General features: G+C 66.4%; 19 protein-coding genes. 9 read left to right on the top strand and 10 right to left on the bottom strand.

Translation table 11 applies throughout. The features are described from left to right. Positions 1-60 precede the first annotated feature (60 nt). The 3 genes from A5745_RS16485 to A5745_RS16475 are packed head-to-tail and all read right to left on the bottom strand — an operon-like array spanning position 61 to position 3,700. Positions 61-1,329: an amidohydrolase family protein gene (locus tag A5745_RS16485; protein WP_076117367.1), complete on the bottom strand. Its 1,269-nt coding sequence runs from the start codon at positions 1,327-1,329 to the stop codon at positions 61-63. Between the two features lie 3 nt (positions 1,330-1,332). Beyond that, a complete protein-coding gene (locus A5745_RS16480; protein ID WP_076117365.1) occupies positions 1,333-2,103 on the bottom strand; it encodes a class II aldolase/adducin family protein in 771 nt (256 codons plus the stop codon). Next, the gene (locus A5745_RS16475; protein ID WP_076117363.1) at positions 2,090-3,700 is read right to left on the bottom strand and encodes a class I adenylate-forming enzyme family protein; all 1,611 of its coding nucleotides are present in this window, start codon (positions 3,698-3,700) and stop codon (positions 2,090-2,092) included. Before A5745_RS16475 ends, A5745_RS16480 begins: the two co-directional genes overlap by 14 nt. A gap of 534 nt (positions 3,701-4,234) precedes the next feature. Here A5745_RS16475 and A5745_RS24765 point away from each other — a divergent pair. Continuing rightward, the gene (locus A5745_RS24765) at positions 4,235-4,396 is read left to right on the top strand and encodes a hypothetical protein (protein ID WP_170874494.1); all 162 of its coding nucleotides are present in this window, start codon (positions 4,235-4,237) and stop codon (positions 4,394-4,396) included. On the opposite strand, the gene A5745_RS16465 is transcribed toward A5745_RS24765, so the two are convergent. Beyond that, positions 4,393-7,047, bottom strand: a complete 2,655-nt coding sequence (locus A5745_RS16465; RefSeq protein ID WP_076117359.1) for an FHA domain-containing protein — start codon at positions 7,045-7,047, stop codon at positions 4,393-4,395. The genes A5745_RS24765 and A5745_RS16465 overlap by 4 nt on opposite strands. An 85-nt stretch (positions 7,048-7,132) precedes the next feature. Here A5745_RS16465 and A5745_RS16460 point away from each other — a divergent pair, with 85 nt between their 5' ends. Beyond that, the gene (locus A5745_RS16460) at positions 7,133-7,351 is read left to right on the top strand and encodes a hypothetical protein (RefSeq protein ID WP_076117357.1); all 219 of its coding nucleotides are present in this window, start codon (positions 7,133-7,135) and stop codon (positions 7,349-7,351) included. A gap of 42 nt (positions 7,352-7,393) precedes the next feature. On the opposite strand, the gene A5745_RS16455 is transcribed toward A5745_RS16460, so the two are convergent. After that, entirely contained in the window at positions 7,394-8,443 is a 1,050-nt protein-coding gene (locus tag A5745_RS16455) for an alpha/beta hydrolase (protein WP_076117356.1), read from the bottom strand. A gap of 159 nt (positions 8,444-8,602) precedes the next feature. Between A5745_RS16455 and A5745_RS16450 the strand changes: the two genes are divergently transcribed. Together A5745_RS16450 and A5745_RS16445 are read left to right on the top strand one after the other, a co-directional pair. Beyond that, the gene (locus tag A5745_RS16450) at positions 8,603-9,448 is read left to right on the top strand and encodes an SDR family NAD(P)-dependent oxidoreductase (protein WP_139329654.1); all 846 of its coding nucleotides are present in this window, start codon (positions 8,603-8,605) and stop codon (positions 9,446-9,448) included. Next, entirely contained in the window at positions 9,421-9,702 is a 282-nt protein-coding gene (locus A5745_RS16445) for a hypothetical protein (RefSeq protein ID WP_076117353.1), read from the top strand. Before A5745_RS16450 ends, A5745_RS16445 begins: the two co-directional genes overlap by 28 nt. A 135-nt stretch (positions 9,703-9,837) precedes the next feature. Here the strand turns inward: A5745_RS16445 and A5745_RS16440 are convergent, their stop codons facing one another. Next, entirely contained in the window at positions 9,838-12,096 is a 2,259-nt protein-coding gene (locus A5745_RS16440) for a molybdopterin-dependent oxidoreductase (RefSeq protein WP_076117351.1), read from the bottom strand. 149 nt (positions 12,097-12,245) lie between these two features. On the opposite strand from A5745_RS16440, the gene A5745_RS24760 reads away from it, so the two are divergent. Both A5745_RS24760 and A5745_RS16435 read left to right on the top strand, forming a co-directional pair. Continuing rightward, positions 12,246-12,419: a hypothetical protein gene (locus tag A5745_RS24760; RefSeq protein WP_175879842.1), complete on the top strand. Its 174-nt coding sequence runs from the start codon at positions 12,246-12,248 to the stop codon at positions 12,417-12,419. Positions 12,420-12,447: 28 nt separating this feature from the next. Further along, the gene (locus tag A5745_RS16435; RefSeq protein WP_076117349.1) at positions 12,448-12,897 is read left to right on the top strand and encodes a nuclear transport factor 2 family protein; all 450 of its coding nucleotides are present in this window, start codon (positions 12,448-12,450) and stop codon (positions 12,895-12,897) included. A gap of 35 nt (positions 12,898-12,932) precedes the next feature. On the opposite strand, the gene A5745_RS16430 is transcribed toward A5745_RS16435, so the two are convergent. Next, positions 12,933-13,367: a cupin domain-containing protein gene (locus A5745_RS16430; protein WP_076117346.1), complete on the bottom strand. Its 435-nt coding sequence runs from the start codon at positions 13,365-13,367 to the stop codon at positions 12,933-12,935. Positions 13,368-13,449: 82 nt separating this feature from the next. Here A5745_RS16430 and A5745_RS16425 point away from each other — a divergent pair, with 82 nt between their 5' ends. After that, on the top strand, positions 13,450-14,322 hold the full coding sequence (locus A5745_RS16425) for an alpha/beta fold hydrolase (RefSeq protein WP_175879841.1): 873 nt from the start codon (positions 13,450-13,452) through the stop codon (positions 14,320-14,322). A gap of 15 nt (positions 14,323-14,337) precedes the next feature. On the opposite strand, the gene A5745_RS16420 is transcribed toward A5745_RS16425, so the two are convergent. Genes A5745_RS16420 through A5745_RS16410 form a run of 3 tightly spaced genes read right to left on the bottom strand, consistent with a single transcriptional unit; the run spans position 14,338 to position 17,584 of the window. Further along, positions 14,338-15,171, bottom strand: a complete 834-nt coding sequence (locus A5745_RS16420) for a mycofactocin-coupled SDR family oxidoreductase (RefSeq protein WP_076117344.1) — start codon at positions 15,169-15,171, stop codon at positions 14,338-14,340. After that, entirely contained in the window at positions 15,168-15,971 is an 804-nt protein-coding gene (locus A5745_RS16415) for a mycofactocin-coupled SDR family oxidoreductase (RefSeq protein ID WP_076117342.1), read from the bottom strand. Before A5745_RS16415 ends, A5745_RS16420 begins: the two co-directional genes overlap by 4 nt. Next, positions 15,968-17,584: an NAD(P)/FAD-dependent oxidoreductase gene (locus tag A5745_RS16410; protein WP_076117339.1), complete on the bottom strand. Its 1,617-nt coding sequence runs from the start codon at positions 17,582-17,584 to the stop codon at positions 15,968-15,970. The genes A5745_RS16415 and A5745_RS16410 overlap by 4 nt, the downstream gene beginning before the upstream one ends. A gap of 130 nt (positions 17,585-17,714) precedes the next feature. Here A5745_RS16410 and A5745_RS16405 point away from each other — a divergent pair, with 130 nt between their 5' ends. After that, positions 17,715-17,993, top strand: a complete 279-nt coding sequence (locus A5745_RS16405) for a 2Fe-2S iron-sulfur cluster binding domain-containing protein (protein WP_076117336.1) — start codon at positions 17,715-17,717, stop codon at positions 17,991-17,993. Positions 17,994-18,085: 92 nt separating this feature from the next. Further along, entirely contained in the window at positions 18,086-19,270 is a 1,185-nt protein-coding gene (locus tag A5745_RS16400) for an acyl-CoA dehydrogenase family protein (RefSeq protein ID WP_076062082.1), read from the top strand. The last annotated feature ends 13 nt before the right edge of the window (positions 19,271-19,283 follow it).

The raw sequence follows: 19,283 nt of genomic DNA, 5'->3' as shown, positions 1-19,283 counted from the left end.
GTTACCCCGGCATCGGCAGCTCAAAACGCGAGCGAATAGGCCGCCGCCCGGCGCGGGCAGTCAGAATGCGTCCGGATTCTGCTGCACCTCGACCGGCACCGGGTGCTGGTACAGGCGCGACGCGTTCTCCCACGTGAACTTGCGGATCGCGTCGGGCGGTAGGTCGCCGATTTCTTCGTAGATCGTTTGTTGGGTGTGCGGCCACGTCGAGTCGCAATGCGGATAGTCGGCTTCCAACATGATGTTGTCCACACCGATCCGGTCGCGCTGCACGAACGACGACTTGTCCTCCACCGCGCAGAACCAGAAGTTGCGGGTGAAAACCTCTGCGGGAGACAGACTCTCACCGAGCGCCTGCCAGGTGCCGTACATCGCGTGATAGCTGAGCATGTGATCGAGGCGGTCGAGTAACCCTGCGACCCAGCCGATTCCACCTTCCGACAAGCAGATCTTGAGATCCGGGAACCTGCTGGGCAGGCCGGAATACAACCAGTCGACCGCCGCCGAGATGGCGTAGGCGAAGAACAGCACACCCTGCACGTCCGGCGGCGCGTCGTCGGTGGTCGACGGCGACGAGCCCGACGAACCGATGTGGAGATTGACGACCGTGCCGGTCTCGGCGCATGCCGCGATCATCGGATCCCAATGACCCGAGTGGATGCTCGGCAAGCCGAGCATCGCGGGATTCTCGCTGAATGTCACCGCGTGAAATCCACGCTCGGCGTTCTCACGGATCATCTTCGCGCCCAGCTCGGGGTCCAGCAGCCACGGCAGCTGGCAGGGAATGATCCGTTCGGGATAGGACCCCGCCCACACCTCGAGGTGCCAGTCGTTCCAGGCGCGGACCGCGGCCAAGGCGAGGTCACGATCCGTGGTCACCTGTTGCAACCGCTGGCCGGCGAACCCCGGTAGGAACGACGGGAAATTGAGCGAGGCGTAGATGCCGTTGAGGTCCATGTCCTTGACCCGTTCGTGGATATCCCATGCGCCCCTGCGCATCTCGTCGAATCTGACCGGCTCGAACCCATATTCGGCCACCGGCCGACCGACCACGGCGTTGAACCCGACGTTGGGCAATTCGCGGCCGTCGTAGACCCACGTTTGTCCGCCTTCGTCGGTGTCCACCACTTTGGGTGCACGCTCGGCGAACTTGCGTGGCACGCGTCCGGCGAACGTATCCGGCGGTTCGACGATGTGATCGTCCACCGAGATCACGGTGTAGCGCCGCGGTGCCCGGGGCGGGTCCGGGAGAAACGTGACGGAGCGATCCTCACCGGTCTTCGCGGTGGTGAAGTCCAGGTTGGCGGCCAACTCGTCGATCGATTTCATGATTCACCTGAGCACATCGGGATCGGCCTTGATGGTCATCCGGGCGGCCCCCGCCCAGTACACGTCGGCGGCCCGTTCGATCAGCGACAGTTGCATACCCGCCATGTCCGGCCAGGTCATTTTCACCGGTTCGGCGCCGGTGAGCATGACGTCGTAGGCCAGCTTGCAGACCCGTTCGATCGATGCCGCGCGATAGACGGCTTGGGCCAGGTTGCTTCCGGTCGCGATGACGCCGTGGTTGGCCAGAATCGTCAGGTTGGCGCCGCCGATACGGGCCGCGAGGTCGGCTGCGCGGGCGGGGCTGTCGATTTCGCCGTCGTACGTGTCGACCAGGCACAGGTCATCCAGGAAGAGCGAACCGGTCTGGTGCACCAACTCGGGCAGCCTGCCGAGCGCGGCCAGCACGCAGACGTAGTAGGGGTGGTTGTGGATGACGACCCGGGCGTCTTCGCGGACCCGGTGCAGTTCGGTATGGATGTGGATCGCCGGCGTCACGTCCCAACGGCCGCGCACCACCCGCGCGTCGCCATCCACCACGCAGATATCCGAGGCGGTGAGTTCGGCCCACCACAGTCCCCACGGGTTGACGAACATGTCGGTGTGCCCGTCGGGCTGCCAGGTGATGTGCCCGGCCATGTTCTCGGCGAAGCCGATGCCGGCCAGGTGGCGAAACGCCACCGCGAGCGCCTGCTCGTCGGACAGTTCCGGGATCGGGGGCACCACCGAAGGCGCCCAGACCTCCAGACCGCCTCGCCGTGCCTCAGGAGCGTTCATGATCGGCCTCCATCCTTACTCGGATATCGCGGCGGAGCTCGCCTTTGGCGATCTTTCCTCCGGACGATCGGGGTAGTTCGTCGACGACGATGAGTCGTTCCGGCAGCAGCTCCTTGGAAACCCCCAGTGCCAGCAGGTGGTTGACGAGTTCGGGCAAGTCGATGGCCCGCGAATCGGCGAGTTCGGCGTAGAGGCACACTTTTTCGCCGAACACCGCATCGGGCATCGCCACCGCGGCCGCCAGCGCGATCGCCGGGTGCGTCATCACCGCGTCCTCGACCTGGGCGGCGCTGATGTTCTTGCCGCCTCGCACGATGAAATCGGACGTTCGGCCCGTGACGCTCAGATAACCGTCAGAATCGATCTCGCAGATGTCGCCCATGCGCATCCACCCGTCGCTGGTGAACAGCTGGTCGTGGTCGATGCCGTCGAGGTAGCCCAGACTCGTCGCCGGGCCGCGGCATGCGGGTTGCCCACGCCCCGTGTCGGTGACGTCCCGGTCGCCGTCGAAGAGCCGGACCGCCATCTCGGGGACGATCCGGCCCCCGGTGCGCAGCCGGCGCTGCGGTGGGTCATCCAGCGTGGTCCCGCTGAGCAGCCCGGTCTCATTCGAGCCGTAGAACTGCAGAATCTTTGCGCCCGTGAGGCGCTCGAACTCGACGGCGGGCCGATACGGTAACGCCTCGCCGCCGGCGAACACGACGCGCAAGGTGCTGAGGTCGTAGTCTCGGCACGCGGGGTTGGCCATCAGCATTGTCAATTGTGTACTGACACAGCACAATACGGTGACCCGGTGTCGGGCGATCGCTTCACATGCCGCCTTCGCCGTAAAGCGTCCCAGGATCACCGCGGTGGCACCGAGGTGGATCGGGGTGGTGTGGCTGGTCCATATTCCGAAGCCGAAGGGCGTGGGTATGACCGGCAAGAAGATGTCGTCTGACGTCAGGAGCCCGTTGGCCACGGCCTTCTGGTGAAAGTAGTACCAACGATTCTGGGTGTGCACGACGCACTTGGGCAGGCCAGTGGTCCCCGACGTGGAGTTGATCAGAAAGACGTCGTCGGGACCGAGCCCGGAACCGACTTCCGGTGGTTTGGGCTCCACATCGATGTTCAGGCGCAGGCCTCCCGCGTCGTGACTCAAGGTCATCGACTCGATGGACATACCCGCTGCGAGCTCGCGGCGCTGGTGGTCGCTGATCAGGACCTTTGGCCGCGCACCGCGCAGTATCGCGGCGACCTCGCGGGTGCCGGCGCGCGCGCCGATGCCGACGACGACCGCGCCGCAGCGTTCGATTGCCACGAACAGCGCGTGGATCGCGCCGGAGTCGCCGTGCCACACCGCGACTCGATCGCCCCGCGTTATACCCACACCCGCCAGTTGTTCCGCCAGGTTGGTTGCCGCATCGTCGAATTCACGCCACGTCAACGAGGCACCGGCGTGGTCGACATAGGCGAGACGGCCCGGCGACCGGACGGCGTTGCGGCGCACCGCATCCGACAGCGTGGTGTCGGACCACCAGCCGGCCGCACGGAACCGGGCCGGGTCCTCGTCGCTGAAAGCCGGCGAGCCCAGGGTTTCCAGCCCGCCGGCGCTCATCCCCAAATGATAGGAAGTCGCTTCGGCGGCCAAGTACTGGTGGGTAGCGGCTACGGAGTCTGAGCGCCAGGAAGAGCGCGTTGGTGGTCGCGTTGAGTGCCGGGACGCGGGTGCGGGGTGGGACAGGTTTGGAACCGAAGACACCCGCAGTTCCAGCCGATGATGCAGCCGCCGCCACCGACAGGGTGCACCGGCAACGCGCCGCCACCAGCGGGGGCGTGCGCGGGCGACGGGGGTGCCGGCGCCGCACCGGATGCGCTCATTGAGTTGGTCAGCGGCTTGTCGAAATCGCCAACACCCGCGACGGCCAACGCAAGTACGGCCGCACCACCGCATATCGTGGCCGCCGTCCCACCTTTACGGCTCAACACAGCTTCCAACTGTAGGTGCTGACCACGGGATGCGCAGAAGCGAAACCGGAGGACGGGAGCAGCCTCACCCTTGGGTGCCCCGACTGTAAAGACGCTGTCAAACTCCCGTTAAAACACTTCGCTGCCATCGCGAATGGGCGCGGGGGCTGCGAAAATTTTGGGCATGCCCACCATCGAGAGCCTCCGCGAGGAGTTGCGCAACTACGCCGTCGAACTGCGGCAGCTGGCATACACGATGCCCCACGGCGTGGGCGAGCATGCTCTCCTGCAACTGTCGGACCGAATGCACGCCGCCGCCGACCACGTGGTCCTCAAGGGCGCCTAGCCTCCCTTGAGGCGAATCTTCCAGCGCACGAAGCACAGATAGAAAACGCTGATCACCACCAGCATGGCCATGTCGAACCACCAGGTGCCGGCATTGTGATGCCAATGTGAATCCTTCGGCACCTGCGGTCCCGGCTCCAGGCGAATCAAATCGATGGTGGAGGCCGACGTCGCGAAACCCCACCGCGCCGGTGTGGCCCAAGACATCTGGTCCAGCCCGATGCGCGCGGTGACAGGAATCATGCCGCCGGAAAACACCAGCTGCGACATGACCGCCACGACGAGCAGCGGCATGATCTGGTCATTGGACTTGGCGATGGCCGACAGCGCCAACCCGAGCATCGCCGAGGCGACCGTGGTCGCCGCGACATCGACGAACAGCTCCAGCCCGGGCTTGCCCAGCGCCGCGGCGCCCTGGGTCGGGCCGCCCTTGCCGAGCAGCGTGATGGCGGTGACGATCGCCGACTGGACGATCGCGAACACGGTATAGACACAGACCTTCGCGAGCAGGTAGGCGGTGGTGGACAGCCCGACCGCCTGCTCGCGCAGGAAGATGGGGCGCTCGCCGATGAGGTCCCGGATGGTGAGCGCCGTCCCCATGAAGACCGCACCGACGTTGAGCAGCACCAGGATCTGGCCGGGCTCGGTCGGCGCGGCACCCATGGGATTGGGTATGCCGAAGCCGACGTCGCCGGGCACCGACATCGACAGCGAGCCCATGATGAACGGCAACAGCGCAAGGAAAGCAAAGTAGCCGCGGTCGCTCACGATCAAGCGAATCTGTCGTCGCGCGATCGTGGAGAACTGCCGGACAAGGCTGGTTTGTGGCGGATCGCCCAGCTCGGCGGGTTTCTCCGGGGGTGGCGGCGGCGGGGCCGGGCCCGTCTGCGATAGGTACCGCGCTTTGGCCGCGTCGGGGTCGCCGGCGACCGTGCTGAAGATGTCGGCCCAGTTGGTGGTTCCCATCGCGGGGCCGATTTGGCTGGGCGGCCCGCAGAAGGCGGTCTTGCCGCCGGGGGCGAGCAGCAGCACCTGATCGCAGACGTCGAGATAGGTCAGCGAGTGGGTGACCACGAGGACCACCCGGCCGGCGTCGGCCAGCTGCCGCAGCATCGTCATGACCTGCCGGTCCAGGGCGGGGTCCAGACCGGAGGTCGGCTCGTCCAGGATCAGCAGCGACGGCCCGGTCAGCAACTCCAGCGCCACCGACGCGCGCTTGCGCTGGCCGCCCGACAACTTGTCCACCCGGGTCTGCAGGTGCTGGCTCATCTCGAGTTCCTCGAGCACCCGGGCCACCACCTGGGCGCGGTCCTCCTTGGTGGTGTCCGGCGGCAGCCGCAGTTCGGCCGCATACATCAGCGCCTGTTGCACGGTCAGCTGACCGTGCACGACATCGTCCTGCGGCACCATGCCGATCCGGCTGCGCAGCGAGGCATATTCGGCGTGAACGTTGTGGCCCTCGAAGGCCACCGTGCCGTTGGTCGGGCTGGTATACCCGGCTACCAACCTGGCGAACGTCGACTTCCCCGCGCCCGACGGGCCGATGACGGCCGTCAGCGTTCCGGGCAGCGCGCCCAGCGAGATGTCGTCCAGCAGCGTCTTGTTGTTGTCGATCGTCCAGGTCACCCCGCGCACGTCGAGGCCGCCCGTGCGCGTCGCGGTCGCGGACTCGTCGCGACGCGCCAGGACGCCGCCCGCGAAGACGAGGTCGATGTTGCCGATCGTGACGACGTCGCCCTCGTGCAGCAGCGCCACCTCGACTCGGGATCCGTTGACGAAGGTGCCGTTGATGCTGCGGTTGTCATGAATCTCGGTGCCGCGCGTCGTCGGGATGAGGGTGGCGTGGTGGCGCGATGCCAGCACCTCGGGAATGACGATGTCGTTGTCGTTGGCGCGGCCGATCTTGATCGCCCCCGGCGTCGACTCCGCCGCTTTACCCGGCCGCAGCATCTTGATCATCGAGGTCGCGAGGTTCGACGCATCGGCGCCGACGCGCATGGTCTCGGGTCCGGCCGCGGGGGCCTGGGGCGCTTTCGCCGGCGGCGCCCGATAGATCTGGGGTGACGAGTGCGATCCGCTGGGCGGGGCCGCCGGTTGCGGGCCGGTCGGGTTGCGCGGCTGCGGCCCGGATGGGTGACTGGGCAGCGGGCCCGATGGCTGAACCGATTGCGGGCCGGTCGGGTAGCGCGGCTGCGGCCCGGACGGGGAGGGTTGCGGCTGGCCCACCCACGGCGAGGTGACGGTTGCCCGCGGGCCCTGGGCCGGTGCTGGGCCGCTCGGTTCGCCCTGCGGGGTGAGAAGCGGAATCGACGTCGTCAAGGGTGGGCGCCCGGCCGAGCCGACGTGGCGACCGACCTCGAAGGCCAGCGCCGGACCATCCGGGTTTCCGATGTTGACCCGCAGGCCGTCCAGGATGTCGACGGTCGGCACCCGCCGGCTGTTGACATAGAGGCCGTTGAGGCTGCCGTTGTCGATCGCGACCCATCGGCCCTGGTCGAATCGCACCAGCAGGTGCGTGCGCGATATCAGAGGGTGAGCGACGCGGACATCCGCCCGCAGGTCACGCCCGATCACGACATCGTTGCCTGCGGCGAAGGTGCGCTCGGCTCCGTCATACCGCACGGTCAGCACAGGCGGGGCTGGTCGGCTCATTACGCCAACTGTATCGGCTGGCGGCAAACGCAGGGCAAGCCATCGCAACGTTTTCGATGGTGAAACGGCGGGTAACCCGCCGTCCATGCAGCACAGCGACAATGACTTCCCCGACGACGTGCCGGTCGCGGATGCCGTTGAGCAACAGCAGCCGACCTCCGGTTCGCCGGCCGACGAGGACGACGCCACATCCTGGCCCGACGACGGCGACGTGCCGCTCGAGGCGGCCCCCTCCGACTGGCAGGAACAACGTGAGACGGTCGTGATCGACCCGGAACTCGACGAGCCCGATCAGTACGAATAGTCCTGCGGTGCACGCGCTTTCGCGGCGGCTGCTCGGCTCCCGCTATCCGGCGGCGGCGGTGATCTCCGGCGTGCGCCAAGCGCTGCCGGGGCCGGTCGTGACATCCTTGACGAAGTCCCCGATGTAGCGGATGGCGCGCCGCCCCTCGGGCAGGATGTCGGCCGCCAACGGAAAGTCGTGAATCTGCCCGTCCCAAAGATGCAAATCGCAGCGGATTCCACTGGCTTCCAAGCGCTTCGCCATGAGCTCGGCGTCTGGGAGCAACAGCTCATCGGAGCTGGCGTGGATGGTCACGGGAGGCAGCGAGGACAGGTCGGCGTCGACCGGTGAGACCACGCGCGCCTTGGCACTCCCGTTGCCCATCGGCAGTTGCACCTCGCCGAGGTATCGGGCGAACATCGACAACGCCCCGCGGGTGAACATCGAGCACTTGCGTGCGTTCCGATGCTTGAGCTTGCGGGCCGGATCCGGGTCCGTGAAGGGCGAAACCGTCGCGATTCCAGCCGGTTTCGCAAGGCGGTTCCGGATGGCGGCCAGCGTGGTCATGAACGCGAGGTACCCACCGGCGGAGTCGCCCGCCACGACGATTCGGTCATCGTCGTAACCCCGCTGCCGCAACCAGCGCAGCCCGCTGAGGCCGTCTTCGATCGCGTCGCTGATTTGATGCGACGGCAGTTTTCGGTATCCGACCGTGAGCACACCTGCGTCGGCCGCCTTCGACAAACGACACACCACGGAGCGGTGGGTGTTCAGGCCGCAGGTCAGAAACGCGCCGCCGTGTAAGTAGAGGATTGCGCGCGCCGGCGACGCCCCCCGCGCGCGAACCCATTCCGCGCCGCAATGTTCGAGTTGTATCGGTTCGATCGTCGCCGACGAGCGAATGCGTGGCAGCAAACCGGCCATGCTGTCGACGTATTCGAATGGCCAGCGCAGATGCGGCTGAATTGCCCAGGCGCGCACTGCGTTTTTCACGATCAACCGGCTGGCCAACGAAACAGCAACCGATTGTGCGCTGTGCCCGTGGTGAATTCGTCGATTGCTCATGTTGCGCCGCAACGAATAACGGCGACGCTTCGGATCCCTTGTGGCCATTGGCAACAACTCCTATTTGGACAAGCGGATACCCGGCCTCCGGACCAGGAAAACTCTGTGTAAAGCCCGTGGCAAAGTTGGGTTTCTCACGGTTTACGCGTGCGAAAGCCGGGTATTCCGGCTTTATCTATGTGCGCGCCGAGCGCGATGGCCCAAGATATGGGCATGGACGCTATCAACGGTCGGCTGTTGGCGGAGCGGGTCGCGGTCGTCACGGGCGGCGGCGGAGGAATCGGCGCGGCCACCGCGCGGCTGTTCGCCCAGCATGGCGCGCGGGTGGTCATCGCCGACAGCGACGCCGAACTCGCACAACGAACGGCCGACGACATCGCGGCGGCCGGGGGTTCTGCCCTGGCGGTGATCACCGACGTTCGCGACGCCAATCAGGTTGCGGCCTTGGCGCAAACGGTGCTGGATCGCGACGGGCGGATAGATGTTTTGGTGAACAATGTCGGTCATTGGTTGCGTCACCCGGGCAATTTCGTCGACACCGACCCGCAGCTGTGGGATGAGCTCTACCGCATCAACCTGCACCATGTTTTCCTCGTCACCCACGCATTCCTGCCGGCGATGATCGGCCAGCGCGCGGGTGCGATCGTCAACGTCTCGTCGGTCGAAGGCTTGCGCGGTTACCCGGAGGATCCGGTCTATGCCGCGTTCAAAGCGGCCGTCATCCACTTCACGCGCAGCCTCGCGGTCCAGGTGGGCCGCGATGGAGTGCGGGTCAACGGCGTTGGTCCTGACGTGACCGAATCGCTGCAGGTGCCCTACTCGCAGTGGCTATCCGCCGAGGAGCAGACGCAGTGGCCGCAATGGGTTCCCGTCGGCCGGATGGGCCTGCCCGAGGACCAGGCCCGCGTCATCCTCTTCCTGGCGTCGGACCTGTCGGCGTTCGTCACCGGCCACACCATCCCGACCGACGGCGGCACCGGGGCGGCGGGCGGATGGTTCCGCTCGTCGCGCCGGGCGGATCGCGAATGGACGAATCGCCCGATCGCACCCTGACCCCGCCGTCAACTTCCGGGGACCGAGAGAGTGGCTTGCTGCTCGACCTGCAGCCCCTGTTGCTCGTCTTGCTGGGCTTGCTGGCGGTCCAGTTGCTCTTGCTCTTGGGCCTGCTGTTCGGCCTGTTGCATCTGCTGCTGGGCCTGGAGCTGTTGTTGCAGTTGGGCTTCGTCGTCGTTGCCGTCTGCTACGACGCGGGTAAGCCCCGATCCCCCAACGGTTTTCGTGTCGTCATATTGCGGGGTGTGAAATAGCGCTAGCATCGCAAACGTCGCGATACCGGCGAGAACGGTTTGGATCAAAATGCGTTGCTTGTGCGCCGCCATCACGCAACATTGCGCTTCGGTGTTAGCAGCGGCCTGGATCGCAGTTATCGATCCGCTGTGAGCTCAGACGCTTTGCGCGGCTCGAAATCGCGCTTGCTCGTGGATCACGGTGACCGGAATACCGTTGAGGACACCATTACCGGAGGGCTCGTCGATGAACGCCGGCGGGGAAAGCACATTGGTGTTGGCGCCCGGCGAGCTGTTGGCCACCGACATGCGGGTGCCCGGCTTGCCGTGGCCCCAGCCGTGCGGCATCGACACCACGCCGGGTTTGATCGCGTCGGTGATCTCGACGGGGACCCTGATCTCGCCGGCCTCCGATTTCACGGTGACGACGTCGTCGTCGGCCACACCGAAGCGCGCGGCGTCGTCGGGGTGGATCAGCAGCGTGCACCGGTCCTTGCCCTTCATCAGCGCGGGCACGTTGTGCAGCCAGGTGTTGTTCGAACGCAGGTGTCGCCGGCTGACCAGCACCAGCGGCTCGTCGCGCCGTTCCAGGCGCGCGGCCAGCCGCGGCAGGTCGTCGAGCAGGTATTGGGGGGCGAGCCGGATTTTCTTGTCGGGCGTGCCCAGGATGTCGGGCAGCTGGGGCACCATCGGCCCGAAGTCGATCCCGTTGGGGTTGGCCTTGAGCATGTCCAACGTGAGGCCGCCGGGGTTCTGCCCGTACTGGTCCCCGAACGGGCCGGTCCGCAGCGTAAGGTCGAGCATCCGTTCCGGGCCGCCTTTCAAACCGGCATCGTCATAGAGCTTGCGGATCTCCGCGCCGTCGAGGCCGCGCGTGAACGCCAGGTAGTCGAAGAAGCCGTCGTCGATCGCCGCGACGTCGACGTCTTCGGCGGGTGTGCCGGTGCACAGGCCCGTCAGCCGGATCAGGATCTCCCATTCGTGCGGGCGATCACCCGGGTCAAACACCGGGGCCGAGTAGTTCGCGATGCTGCGGATCGCAAACAACAAGATGAGGTCGTCGTGGTGAGGTTGCTCGAGCGGGGAGAGCCCCGGCAGGATCACGTCGGCGTGCCGCGTTGTCTCGTTGAGCCACAGGTCAATCGAGATCATCGCGTCCAGCATCGGCAGCACCTCGTCGAGTTTGTCTCCCCCCGGCGTGGACAAGACTGGGTTGCCCGCGACCGTGATCAGCGCCTTGAGCTGCCCGTCGCCCGGCGTAGCGATCTCTTCGGCCATGCACGACACCGGTGCCTGGCCGAGAACTTCCTTCGCGCCGCGAACGCGCGTGTGCCACCGGCCGAATTCGGCGGCGCCGCCCTCCAGGCCGGGCAGCGGCTGGGAGGTGATCGACCAGGCCGCCGGCTTCGGGAACATCGCCCCGCCGGGCGTGTCGAAGTGGCCGATCAAGATGTTGATCACGTCGACCAGCCAGCTGGCCAGGCTGCCAAACTCCTGATTGCACAGGCCAATTCGGCCGTACACCACCGACTTGGGGGTGCCCGCAAGCTCACGGGCCAGCCCGCGGATCCGATCCGCGTCGATGCCGGTGACGGCGCTGACCCGTTCCGGCGGCCAGTCCGCGGCGACCCGGCGCATCGTATCGACGCCGTCGACGTGCGGTCCGGGGTCGATCAGGTCTTCGTCAAACAGCGTGTGCGCGACCGCAAGCAGCAGCGCCGCATCGGTGCCCGGGACGATAGGAAGCCACTCGTCGGCGCGGGCGGCGGTCAGCGTGCGCACCGGATCGATCACGATCACCTTGCCGCGTTTGCGGATCGCTTCGATCAGGCCCATCACGTTGGGCGCGGCCAGCAGCGATCCCTGCGACGCGGCGGGGTTGGCGCCCATGATGACCATCAGGTCGGTGCGTTCGATGTCGGGCACCGGGAAGTTCCACCAGAGGCCGTACATCAGGTGCGACGACAGGTTCTTGGGCCACTGGTCGACGGTCCCCGGCGAATACGTGACTGGCATCCCCGACATGCCCAGCAGCACGCCCGAGTAGCGGGCCAGCGAGAAGGAATGTGCTAGCGGGTTGCCGGTGTAGGCGCTGACCGCGCCGATTCCGTACTTTTCGATGACCGGCGTCAGCAGCTCGGTGCAGCGGCGAAACGCCGCGTCCCAGCTGACCTCCTGCCAGCGACCGTCGACCTTGATCAGTGGGCGGCGGATGCGGTCCGGGTCGTCGTGCAGCGCGGCCAGTGACACGCCTTTGGGACAGATGTGTCCGCGGCTCCACACGTCGTCGGGATTGCCGCGGATGCTGGTGACCTTCCCGTCTGTGGGGCCGCCTTCGACGTGAATTTCCAAGCCGCACATGGCTTCACACAGTGGACAGGTACGCAGATGCCTGCCGTTATTGCCGGTCGTCACCCACTCACTGTATTCCGCTACTCTCGGTAGCGGAAGTACCCAAAAATCGCGGCACTCGCTGACAAACCGCTGATGATCGGGTCTGAGACACATTTGAATCTGACAAGTCGGCTGTACAACGGCGAGACGCCGACCCTAGCGTCGGGTACATGACCGATCGGCACGACATCGAGTACCTGCGCCGCGAGGTCCTCGACCGGATCGATGCGCACCCATTCGAGGACTGGTCCCCCGCCCTCTTGCGGGCCCTGATCGCCGTCTTCGACCTAAACGGAGTCACGCCGGCGGCCACCCACGGCTTCCGCCCCCACCTCGTCAGGTAACTCCGCAGCGCTGACTAAAGTCCCGACGATGGAGATGTGGGAACTGGTCGCGCGTGAGCAGATCCGCGACACCCTCGCGCGGTACAACTGGTCGGGTGATGCCGGACGGCTCGACGGACTTGCCGAAACATTCTGCGCGGACGGTGTTCTCGAGATACGCGGGTCCGAACCACTGCGCGGTCGAGCCCAGATCGCGGCCTTTCTCGGCGGTGTCACCGGCAACCTCGCAGACAACATCGACGTCAAACCGGTTGTGCGGCACAACGTCGCCACCGTGGTGTTCACCGGCCTGACCCAGGACGAGGCCCACGTCGATTCGTACTTCACGGTGGTCACCCATATCGGGCTCGACCATTTCGGTCGTTATCGCGACGTCCTGGTGCCCGACGGTGATACCTGGCTGATCAAGCACCGCAAGGTGTCGACCGATTGGGCAGCCCCCGACTCGGTCATGGCCCGACGGCCGCCGAACGTGTAATCAGTGCGACCGGCGTCGGCGTGTCGTCGCACTGATTACACGTTCGGCGCCGAAACGCCAATCGTCATGATGTTGAGCCGGCAGCCTTCCGCGCCGGCGCGCCAGGCGTGGTCGACGCCCGTGACCACAGCGCTGTCGCCGACCGTCAGTAGGTGCACACCGTCATCGAGGATCAATTCCACCGAGCCCGAAAGCACGACATCGAAATCGACCGTGTCCGTATGGTGCATTGAGAATTCCGCGCCAGGACCGTACTCGATGGCCGCCCAACGGATCGAGCCCGGCGGGACCGCGAGGTCGAGCAGATCGGCCACGCGGCCGCCCGCATCGATCGATGGGGCCGATGCGGTCGCGTAGAGAATCGAATACCGGATGCCGCCGAGGCCGGCGTCCCCCTGCAGGGTGATTGGGCCATCCTGGGCGGCGCATGACCGCCCAGCCGCGTCAACGCCGGTGACCAGCAAGCGCATGCATCAAGACTGTAGACGAGGCGGCGACCGATCAGCGGAACCACCGCTCCCGCCCGACGCGGCGGCATGGCAGGGTGACCTCGTGGCCAAGACTCCGACCGTCGAGCACGACCTGCGTGAGATCAGTACCCCAAAGGGCGCTTTGCGCTACTACGACTGCGGCCCCGAGTCCGGACCGGTGTTGCTGTTCCTGCACGGCTCCGGCCCCGGGGTCACCGGGTGGCGCAACTTCCGCGGGGTGCTGCCCACCTTCGCCGAGCGCTTCCGCTGCCTGATCCTGGAATTCCCCGGCTTCGGGGTCAGCGACGACTTCGGCGGCCACCCGATGGTGACGGCGTTCGGCACCGTGTCGCCTTTCCTGGACGCGCTGGGCGTCGACAAGGTGCACATCGTCGGCAACTCGATGGGCGGCGGCGTCGGAATCAATTTCGCCATCGCCAATCCCGATCGCGTCGGTCGGCTCGTCACGATCGGCGGCATCGGGACAAACATCTTCAGCCCCAGCCCCAGCGAGGGCATCCGGCTGTTGCAGGAGTTCGTCGAAGACCCCACCCGGCAGCGGCTGGTCGACTGGCTGAAATCGATGGTGTACGACCAGTCGTTGGTCACCGACGAGCTGGCCGAGGAACGCTGGTCGCTGGCCACCGATCCCGCGACGCTGGACGCCGCCCGCCGCATGTACGGCAAGGCGGCGTTCGCCGCGATGAACTCCGCCATGGCGGCGTCCGACCGGCCGCTGCCGTGGGCCGTCATGCACAAGCTGACGGTGCCAACCCTGCTGACCTGGGGCCGCGACGACAGGGTGAGCCCGCCCGACATGGCGCTGATCCCCATGCGCACCATTCCCGACGCGGAACTTCACATATTCCCCAACTCCGGGCACTGGGCGATGATCGAAGCCAAGGAGGCGTTCGAAAGTACGGTCCTGGCATTCCTGTCCCGTGGGAACGGCTAACTGCCCGTCGAGCCCTCATCGCTGGGTGGCACCCGCGTCGACGGGCAGGGTCACTGCGGTGATGTACCGCGCCTCGTCGGAGGCAAGGAACAGCGCCGCGTTGGCCACGTCGACAGCATCCACCCACGGCACCCCAAGCATGTTCATGTTCCGCGCCGACTCGGCGAATTCGGCGCGTGTGGGCGGCCGGTCCAAGTCGGGGCGAAACGCGCTCCTGACGGCGTCGTTCTGGATCATCGGAGTGTCGACATTCGTGGGGTGAACGCAATTGACCCGGACGTTGTGCGGCGCGAGCTCGTTGGCCAGGCTGCGCATCAGGCCGACCACTCCGTGCTTGGCGGCAGTGTAGTGCGCAACCCCGACCAGCCCGCGCAGTCCAGCGATCGAGTTCGTCAGAATCATCGCACCGGTACCGCGCGCGATCAGGTGGGGCGCACCGGCCCGGCAGGTGTGCCACACACCGGTGAGGTTGACATCCAGCATGGCGCGCCACGCGGTTTCGTTCAGATCGACGGCCATGCCGCGAGAGGTGATTCCCGCGGTCGCACACACCACGTCCAGTCCGCCGAACCGCTCGACGCCATGGTCGGTGGCGGCGTGCATGCCGGCGAGGTCCCGCACGTCGACGATCTCCGTGTGCACCCGGGCACCAGCCTCGGTAACCAGGGCCGCCGTCCTGTCGAGGTCGGCGGGCGTGCTGTGCGGGATCACCACCGTATCGACGGGTCCGCACACGTCGAGCGCCACGATGTCGGCGCCCTCCTGCGCGAAGCGCACGGCTTGCGCGCGCCCGATCCCGCGCGCCGCGCCGGTGATCAGGGCGACTTTTCCCGCAAGCCGCCCTTTCACGTCGTCTTCTGCGTCAGACCCGCGTCGACGACGAGCTGCGTACCCGTGATGTAGCGGGCCTCGTCGGAGGCCAAGAACACCACGGCGTTGGCCACGTCGACCGGCTCCAGCCACGGCACAGGCAGCAGGTTGCGCGCCTGGAGGACCTCGGCTGCATCGGCCGCCGTGGGGTTCTCCAGATCGGGCCGCAGGCGCTTGAACGTCGCCTGGTTGAGCACCGTGGCTGTTGCGACCGCGCCGGGGTGGACGGTGTTGACCCGGATGCGGCGCGGCCCGAGTTCGTTGGCCAGGGTGCGCGCCAGGCCCACCAACGCGTGCTTGCTTGCCGTGTAGTGGGCGGTGTTGGTCGTGCCGCGTATTCCGTTGGTGGAACTAATGATTGTGATGGAGCCGCCGCCCTCCCCCATGTGCGGCACAGCCGCCTTGACGGTGTGCCATACGCCGGTGAGGTTGACGTCGAGCGTGCGCTGCCAGTCCCGGGGGTCCAGTTCCCACGAGGGCGCGCCGGGGAGGTGGATTCCGGCGTTGGCGACGATCACGTCAAGCCGACCCAGCTCGGCGACGCCGTGATCGATCGCGGCCGTCATCGCTTCGAGGTCGCTCACATCGGCCACGCCGGCCACGCAGCGCCGGCCCCTATTTTCGATTTCCCTTGCGGTATCGCTCAATTCGCCTGCGGCCGCCTGCCCGTCCAGCGCGATCACGTCGGCGCCCTCGTCGGCGAACCGCTCGCAATGCACGCGTCCGCTGCCACGGGCGGCGCCGGTTACCAGCACGACTTTGTCAACCAGTCCTGTCATTGCGGCATCTTGATCAGGTCGAATCCCCGGTAGCCGGAGTCGGCGACGTCGGCGCAGATGTCGTTGTAGGTCGCGAAGCCCCCAACGAACAGCATGAAACCCCTTGGCTTTCCGGGCACGTTGGCGCCCATGTACCAGGAGTTCGCCTTGGTGAACAGCGTCGTCTCGGCGCGCCGGGAGCATTCGGCGACCCAGCCGTCCACGCTGTCCACGGTGGCTTCGATCGCGGCGTAGTCGTGGTTATCCAGGTAGGTGATGGCCTCAGCAATCCAGTTCACCTGAGCTTCCGCGTGTAGCACCATGTTCGCCAGGACGGCGGGTGCTCCCGGGCCGGAGATCAAAAACAGATTGGGAAACCCGTCCACGCCCAACCCCAGATAGGTGCGAGGTCCGTGCGCCCAGTCGTCACGTAGGGCCGTGCCGTCGCGTCCGACGATGTCGATCTTGCCCAGCGCCCCGGTCATAGCGTCGAAACCCGTTGCCAGAACAATCATGTCGACGTCGTACCGGGCCTCGGTGGTGTTGATCCCGGTCGCGTCGACGGATTCGATCGGGGTGGCGCGCACGCTGACCAGCGACACGTTGGTCCGATTGAAGGTCTGAAAGTAGTTGCTGTCGGTGCAGATTCGCTTGGTACCGATCGGGTGGTCATTGGGAATCAGCATGTCGGCGACCGCGGGATCGTCGATAACGGCCCGGATCTTTTCCTCGTAGAACTTTCGGGCCTCGTCATTGGCCGCCAGATCGATCATCTGGTCGGGGAATGTCTTCGAGAACAGCACGCCACCCAGCAGCCATCGCTTTTCGAACGCCGCTCGACGCTCCTCTGGCGTGCACTCCATCGTCGGCTTCGGGGCGGTGATGTGCGGCGAGCCACCGCCACTGCGCCACGAAAGTCTGCGCCGCTCCGCGTAGCCGGCCTTGATGTCGTCGAGCTCTTCCGCCGACAACGGCTTGTTGCCCGCCGGGACGCTGTAATTGGGGGTGCGTTGGAAGACGTAAAGATGGGACGCCTGCTCGGCGATAATTGGAATCGACTGAATTCCGGAGGATCCGGTGCCGATGACCGCGACCCGCTTGCCGGTGAAGTCGACGGGATCGTGGGGCCATTGGGCGGTGTGGTAGATCTGGCCGGCAAAATCGTCCAAGCCGTCGAAGGTCGGCGTCAGCGCGGCCGACAACGGGCCGGTTGCCATCAGACAAAACCGCGCCGAGAGCACCTGCCCGCCGTCGGTGGTAACAGTCCAGCGCAACGCAGTCTCATCCAGCACCGCCGACGCGACGCGGGTGTTGAGCGCGATGTCGCGGCGCAGGTCCAGTTTGTCGGCGACCCAGTTCAGGTAGGCGAGGATCTCGGCCTGGGTGGCGTACTTTTCGGTCCAGTTCCATTCCTGCTGCAGTTCGTCGGAGAACGAGTAGCAGTAGTCGACACTCTCGACGTCGCAGCGCGCGCCCGGATAGCGGTTGTAGTACCAGGTCCCGCCCACCTCGGGCGCGGCTTCGAGCACCCGCACCGACAGGCCTTGGCTACGCAGCTTGTGTAGGGCGTACAGGCCGGCGAACCCCGCGCCGACCACTAGTACGTCGAGAGGCTGCTGGCCGGGATCGGTCACAGGCAGCCACGGTAGGGCCTTAGTCGTCGCGCGCGGTTCCCCTTCCCGGTCAACGGACGCTCCGGCCGAGTTTTCCCGTCCACCGGGCGTGCGCACCCGCCCCCCGCCGCATATCGCAGACCATCGGCTCATGTCGGAAGTTGCTCATGTCGAAGTTGAGCTGGATGGTCAGCGACATCGTTTGCGTTGGCCACGTAGTCAGACCCTGGTCGACCTGTTGCTCGATGCGGGCATCGACGCGCCCCACTCGTGCCGCGAAGGCCGCTGCGGTTCGTGTGTGGCCACCGTCGTCGCGGGCGAGACCGTCATGGCGGCGTGCGACCTCCTGGAAGCCGACGACCTGCGAGGCGGCCTGATTCTTGCGTGTCAGGCCAGGCCGGCCAGCGACCATCTCCGCATCGAGTTTTGACCGCGTTTGCGTCCGCTCACCGGGATTGCCTTCGGGTTCGGCGCGGACTGCGGTAGACCATTACTACGCCCCCACACGTTAGGACGAACGATATGAGCGAGCGGGTACTCGACCGGGTAGTTGCCATGGCCGATCAGTTGCGCGACCAGGCCGCCGAAGCCGAAAGGATTGGCCGCCTCACCGACGACACCGTCAAGCTGATGAAAGGTGCCGGCCTGATCCGGCTGCTGCAGACCAAGCAATACCAGGGCTTCGAGGTCCACCCCCGCGAGTTCGCCGAGACGACGATGGCCACTGCGGCGCTGGATCCGGCGGCCGGCTGGATCGTCGGCGTGGTTGGTGTGCATCCCTACCAGTTGGCCTATGCCGATCCGAAAGTCTCCGCGGAAATCTGGGCAGAGGACGTCGACACGTGGATGGCCTCCCCGTACGCACCGCAGGGTGTCGCCAAGCCGGTGGACGGCGGCTACATCTTCAATGGGCGCTGGCAGTTCAGCTCGGGCACCGACCACTGCGACTGGATCATTCTCGGGGCAATGCTCGGCGACGAGAAGGGCATCCCGTTGATGCCGCCGCAGATGCTGCACATGATCCTGCCGCGCAAGGACTACGAGATCGTCGAGGACTCCTGGAATGTGGTGGGGCTGCGCGGAACCGGCTCGAAGGACGTCATCGTCAAGGACGCGTTCGTCCCGACCTATCGGACCATGGACGCGACGAAGGTGATGGACGGCACCGCCCAGCGCGAGGCGGGCATGACCGAGCCGCTGTACCTGATGCCGTGGTCGACGATGTTCCCGCTGGGCATCTCGGCGGCGACCATCGGCATCGCCGAGGGAGCGCTCGCCGCCCACCTGGACTACCAGCGGGAGCGCGTCGGAGCCACGGGAACAGCGATCAAGGACGACCCCTACGTCATGCACGCCATCGGCGAGGCGGCGGCCGACATCAACGCCGCGCGCCAGGAGCTGCTGGCCAACGCCGACCGCATCTACGACATGGTTGCCGCCGGCAAGGAGGTGTCGTTCGCGGACCGCGCGGCCGGTCGGCGCACGCAGGTTCGCGCGGTATGGCGCGCGGTGTCGGCGGTCGACGAGATCTTCGCCCGCTCGGGCGGCAACGCGGCGCGGATGGACAAGCCGCTGCAGCGGTACTGGCGGGACGTGCATGTCGGCCACCTGCACGCTATCCACGTCCCCGGCACCACCTACCACGCGTCGGCGCTGAGCTCGCTGGGCATCGATCCGCCGGAAGGTCCGCTGCGAGCCTTGATTTAGGAGAACGCTTCAC

Origin of the sequence: Mycobacterium sp. IS-2888, assembly GCF_001954215.1 — a bacterium.
Taxonomy (GTDB): domain Bacteria; phylum Actinomycetota; class Actinomycetes; order Mycobacteriales; family Mycobacteriaceae; genus Mycobacterium.
This window is presented reverse-complemented; position numbering and strand designations above follow the sequence as displayed.

Bases quoted from the DNA above. Each gene is read 5' to 3' on its own strand.
- A5745_RS16475 (WP_076117363.1), bottom strand. From the start codon at position 3,700: ATGAGCGCCGGCGGGCTGGAAACCCTGGGCTCGCCGGCTTTCAGCGAC.
- A5745_RS16435 (WP_076117349.1), top strand. From the start codon at position 12,448: ATGGAGATGTGGGAACTGGTCGCGCGTGAGCAGATCCGCGACACCCTC.
- A5745_RS24765 (WP_170874494.1), top strand. From the start codon at position 4,235: ATGCCCACCATCGAGAGCCTCCGCGAGGAGTTGCGCAACTACGCCGTC.
- A5745_RS16485 (WP_076117367.1), bottom strand. From the start codon at position 1,329: ATGAAATCGATCGACGAGTTGGCCGCCAACCTGGACTTCACCACCGCG.
- A5745_RS16465 (WP_076117359.1), bottom strand. From the start codon at position 7,047: ATGAGCCGACCAGCCCCGCCTGTGCTGACCGTGCGGTATGACGGAGCC.
- A5745_RS24760 (WP_175879842.1), top strand. From the start codon at position 12,246: ATGACCGATCGGCACGACATCGAGTACCTGCGCCGCGAGGTCCTCGAC.
- A5745_RS16430 (WP_076117346.1), bottom strand. From the start codon at position 13,367: ATGCGCTTGCTGGTCACCGGCGTTGACGCGGCTGGGCGGTCATGCGCC.
- A5745_RS16460 (WP_076117357.1), top strand. From the start codon at position 7,133: ATGCAGCACAGCGACAATGACTTCCCCGACGACGTGCCGGTCGCGGAT.
- A5745_RS16405 (WP_076117336.1), top strand. From the start codon at position 17,715: ATGTCGGAAGTTGCTCATGTCGAAGTTGAGCTGGATGGTCAGCGACAT.
- A5745_RS16480 (WP_076117365.1), bottom strand. From the start codon at position 2,103: ATGAACGCTCCTGAGGCACGGCGAGGCGGTCTGGAGGTCTGGGCGCCT.
- A5745_RS16455 (WP_076117356.1), bottom strand. From the start codon at position 8,443: ATGGCCACAAGGGATCCGAAGCGTCGCCGTTATTCGTTGCGGCGCAAC.
- A5745_RS16450 (WP_139329654.1), top strand. From the start codon at position 8,603: ATGGGCATGGACGCTATCAACGGTCGGCTGTTGGCGGAGCGGGTCGCG.
- A5745_RS16415 (WP_076117342.1), bottom strand. From the start codon at position 15,971: ATGACAGGACTGGTTGACAAAGTCGTGCTGGTAACCGGCGCCGCCCGT.
- A5745_RS16400 (WP_076062082.1), top strand. From the start codon at position 18,086: ATGAGCGAGCGGGTACTCGACCGGGTAGTTGCCATGGCCGATCAGTTG.
- A5745_RS16445 (WP_076117353.1), top strand. From the start codon at position 9,421: ATGGACGAATCGCCCGATCGCACCCTGACCCCGCCGTCAACTTCCGGG.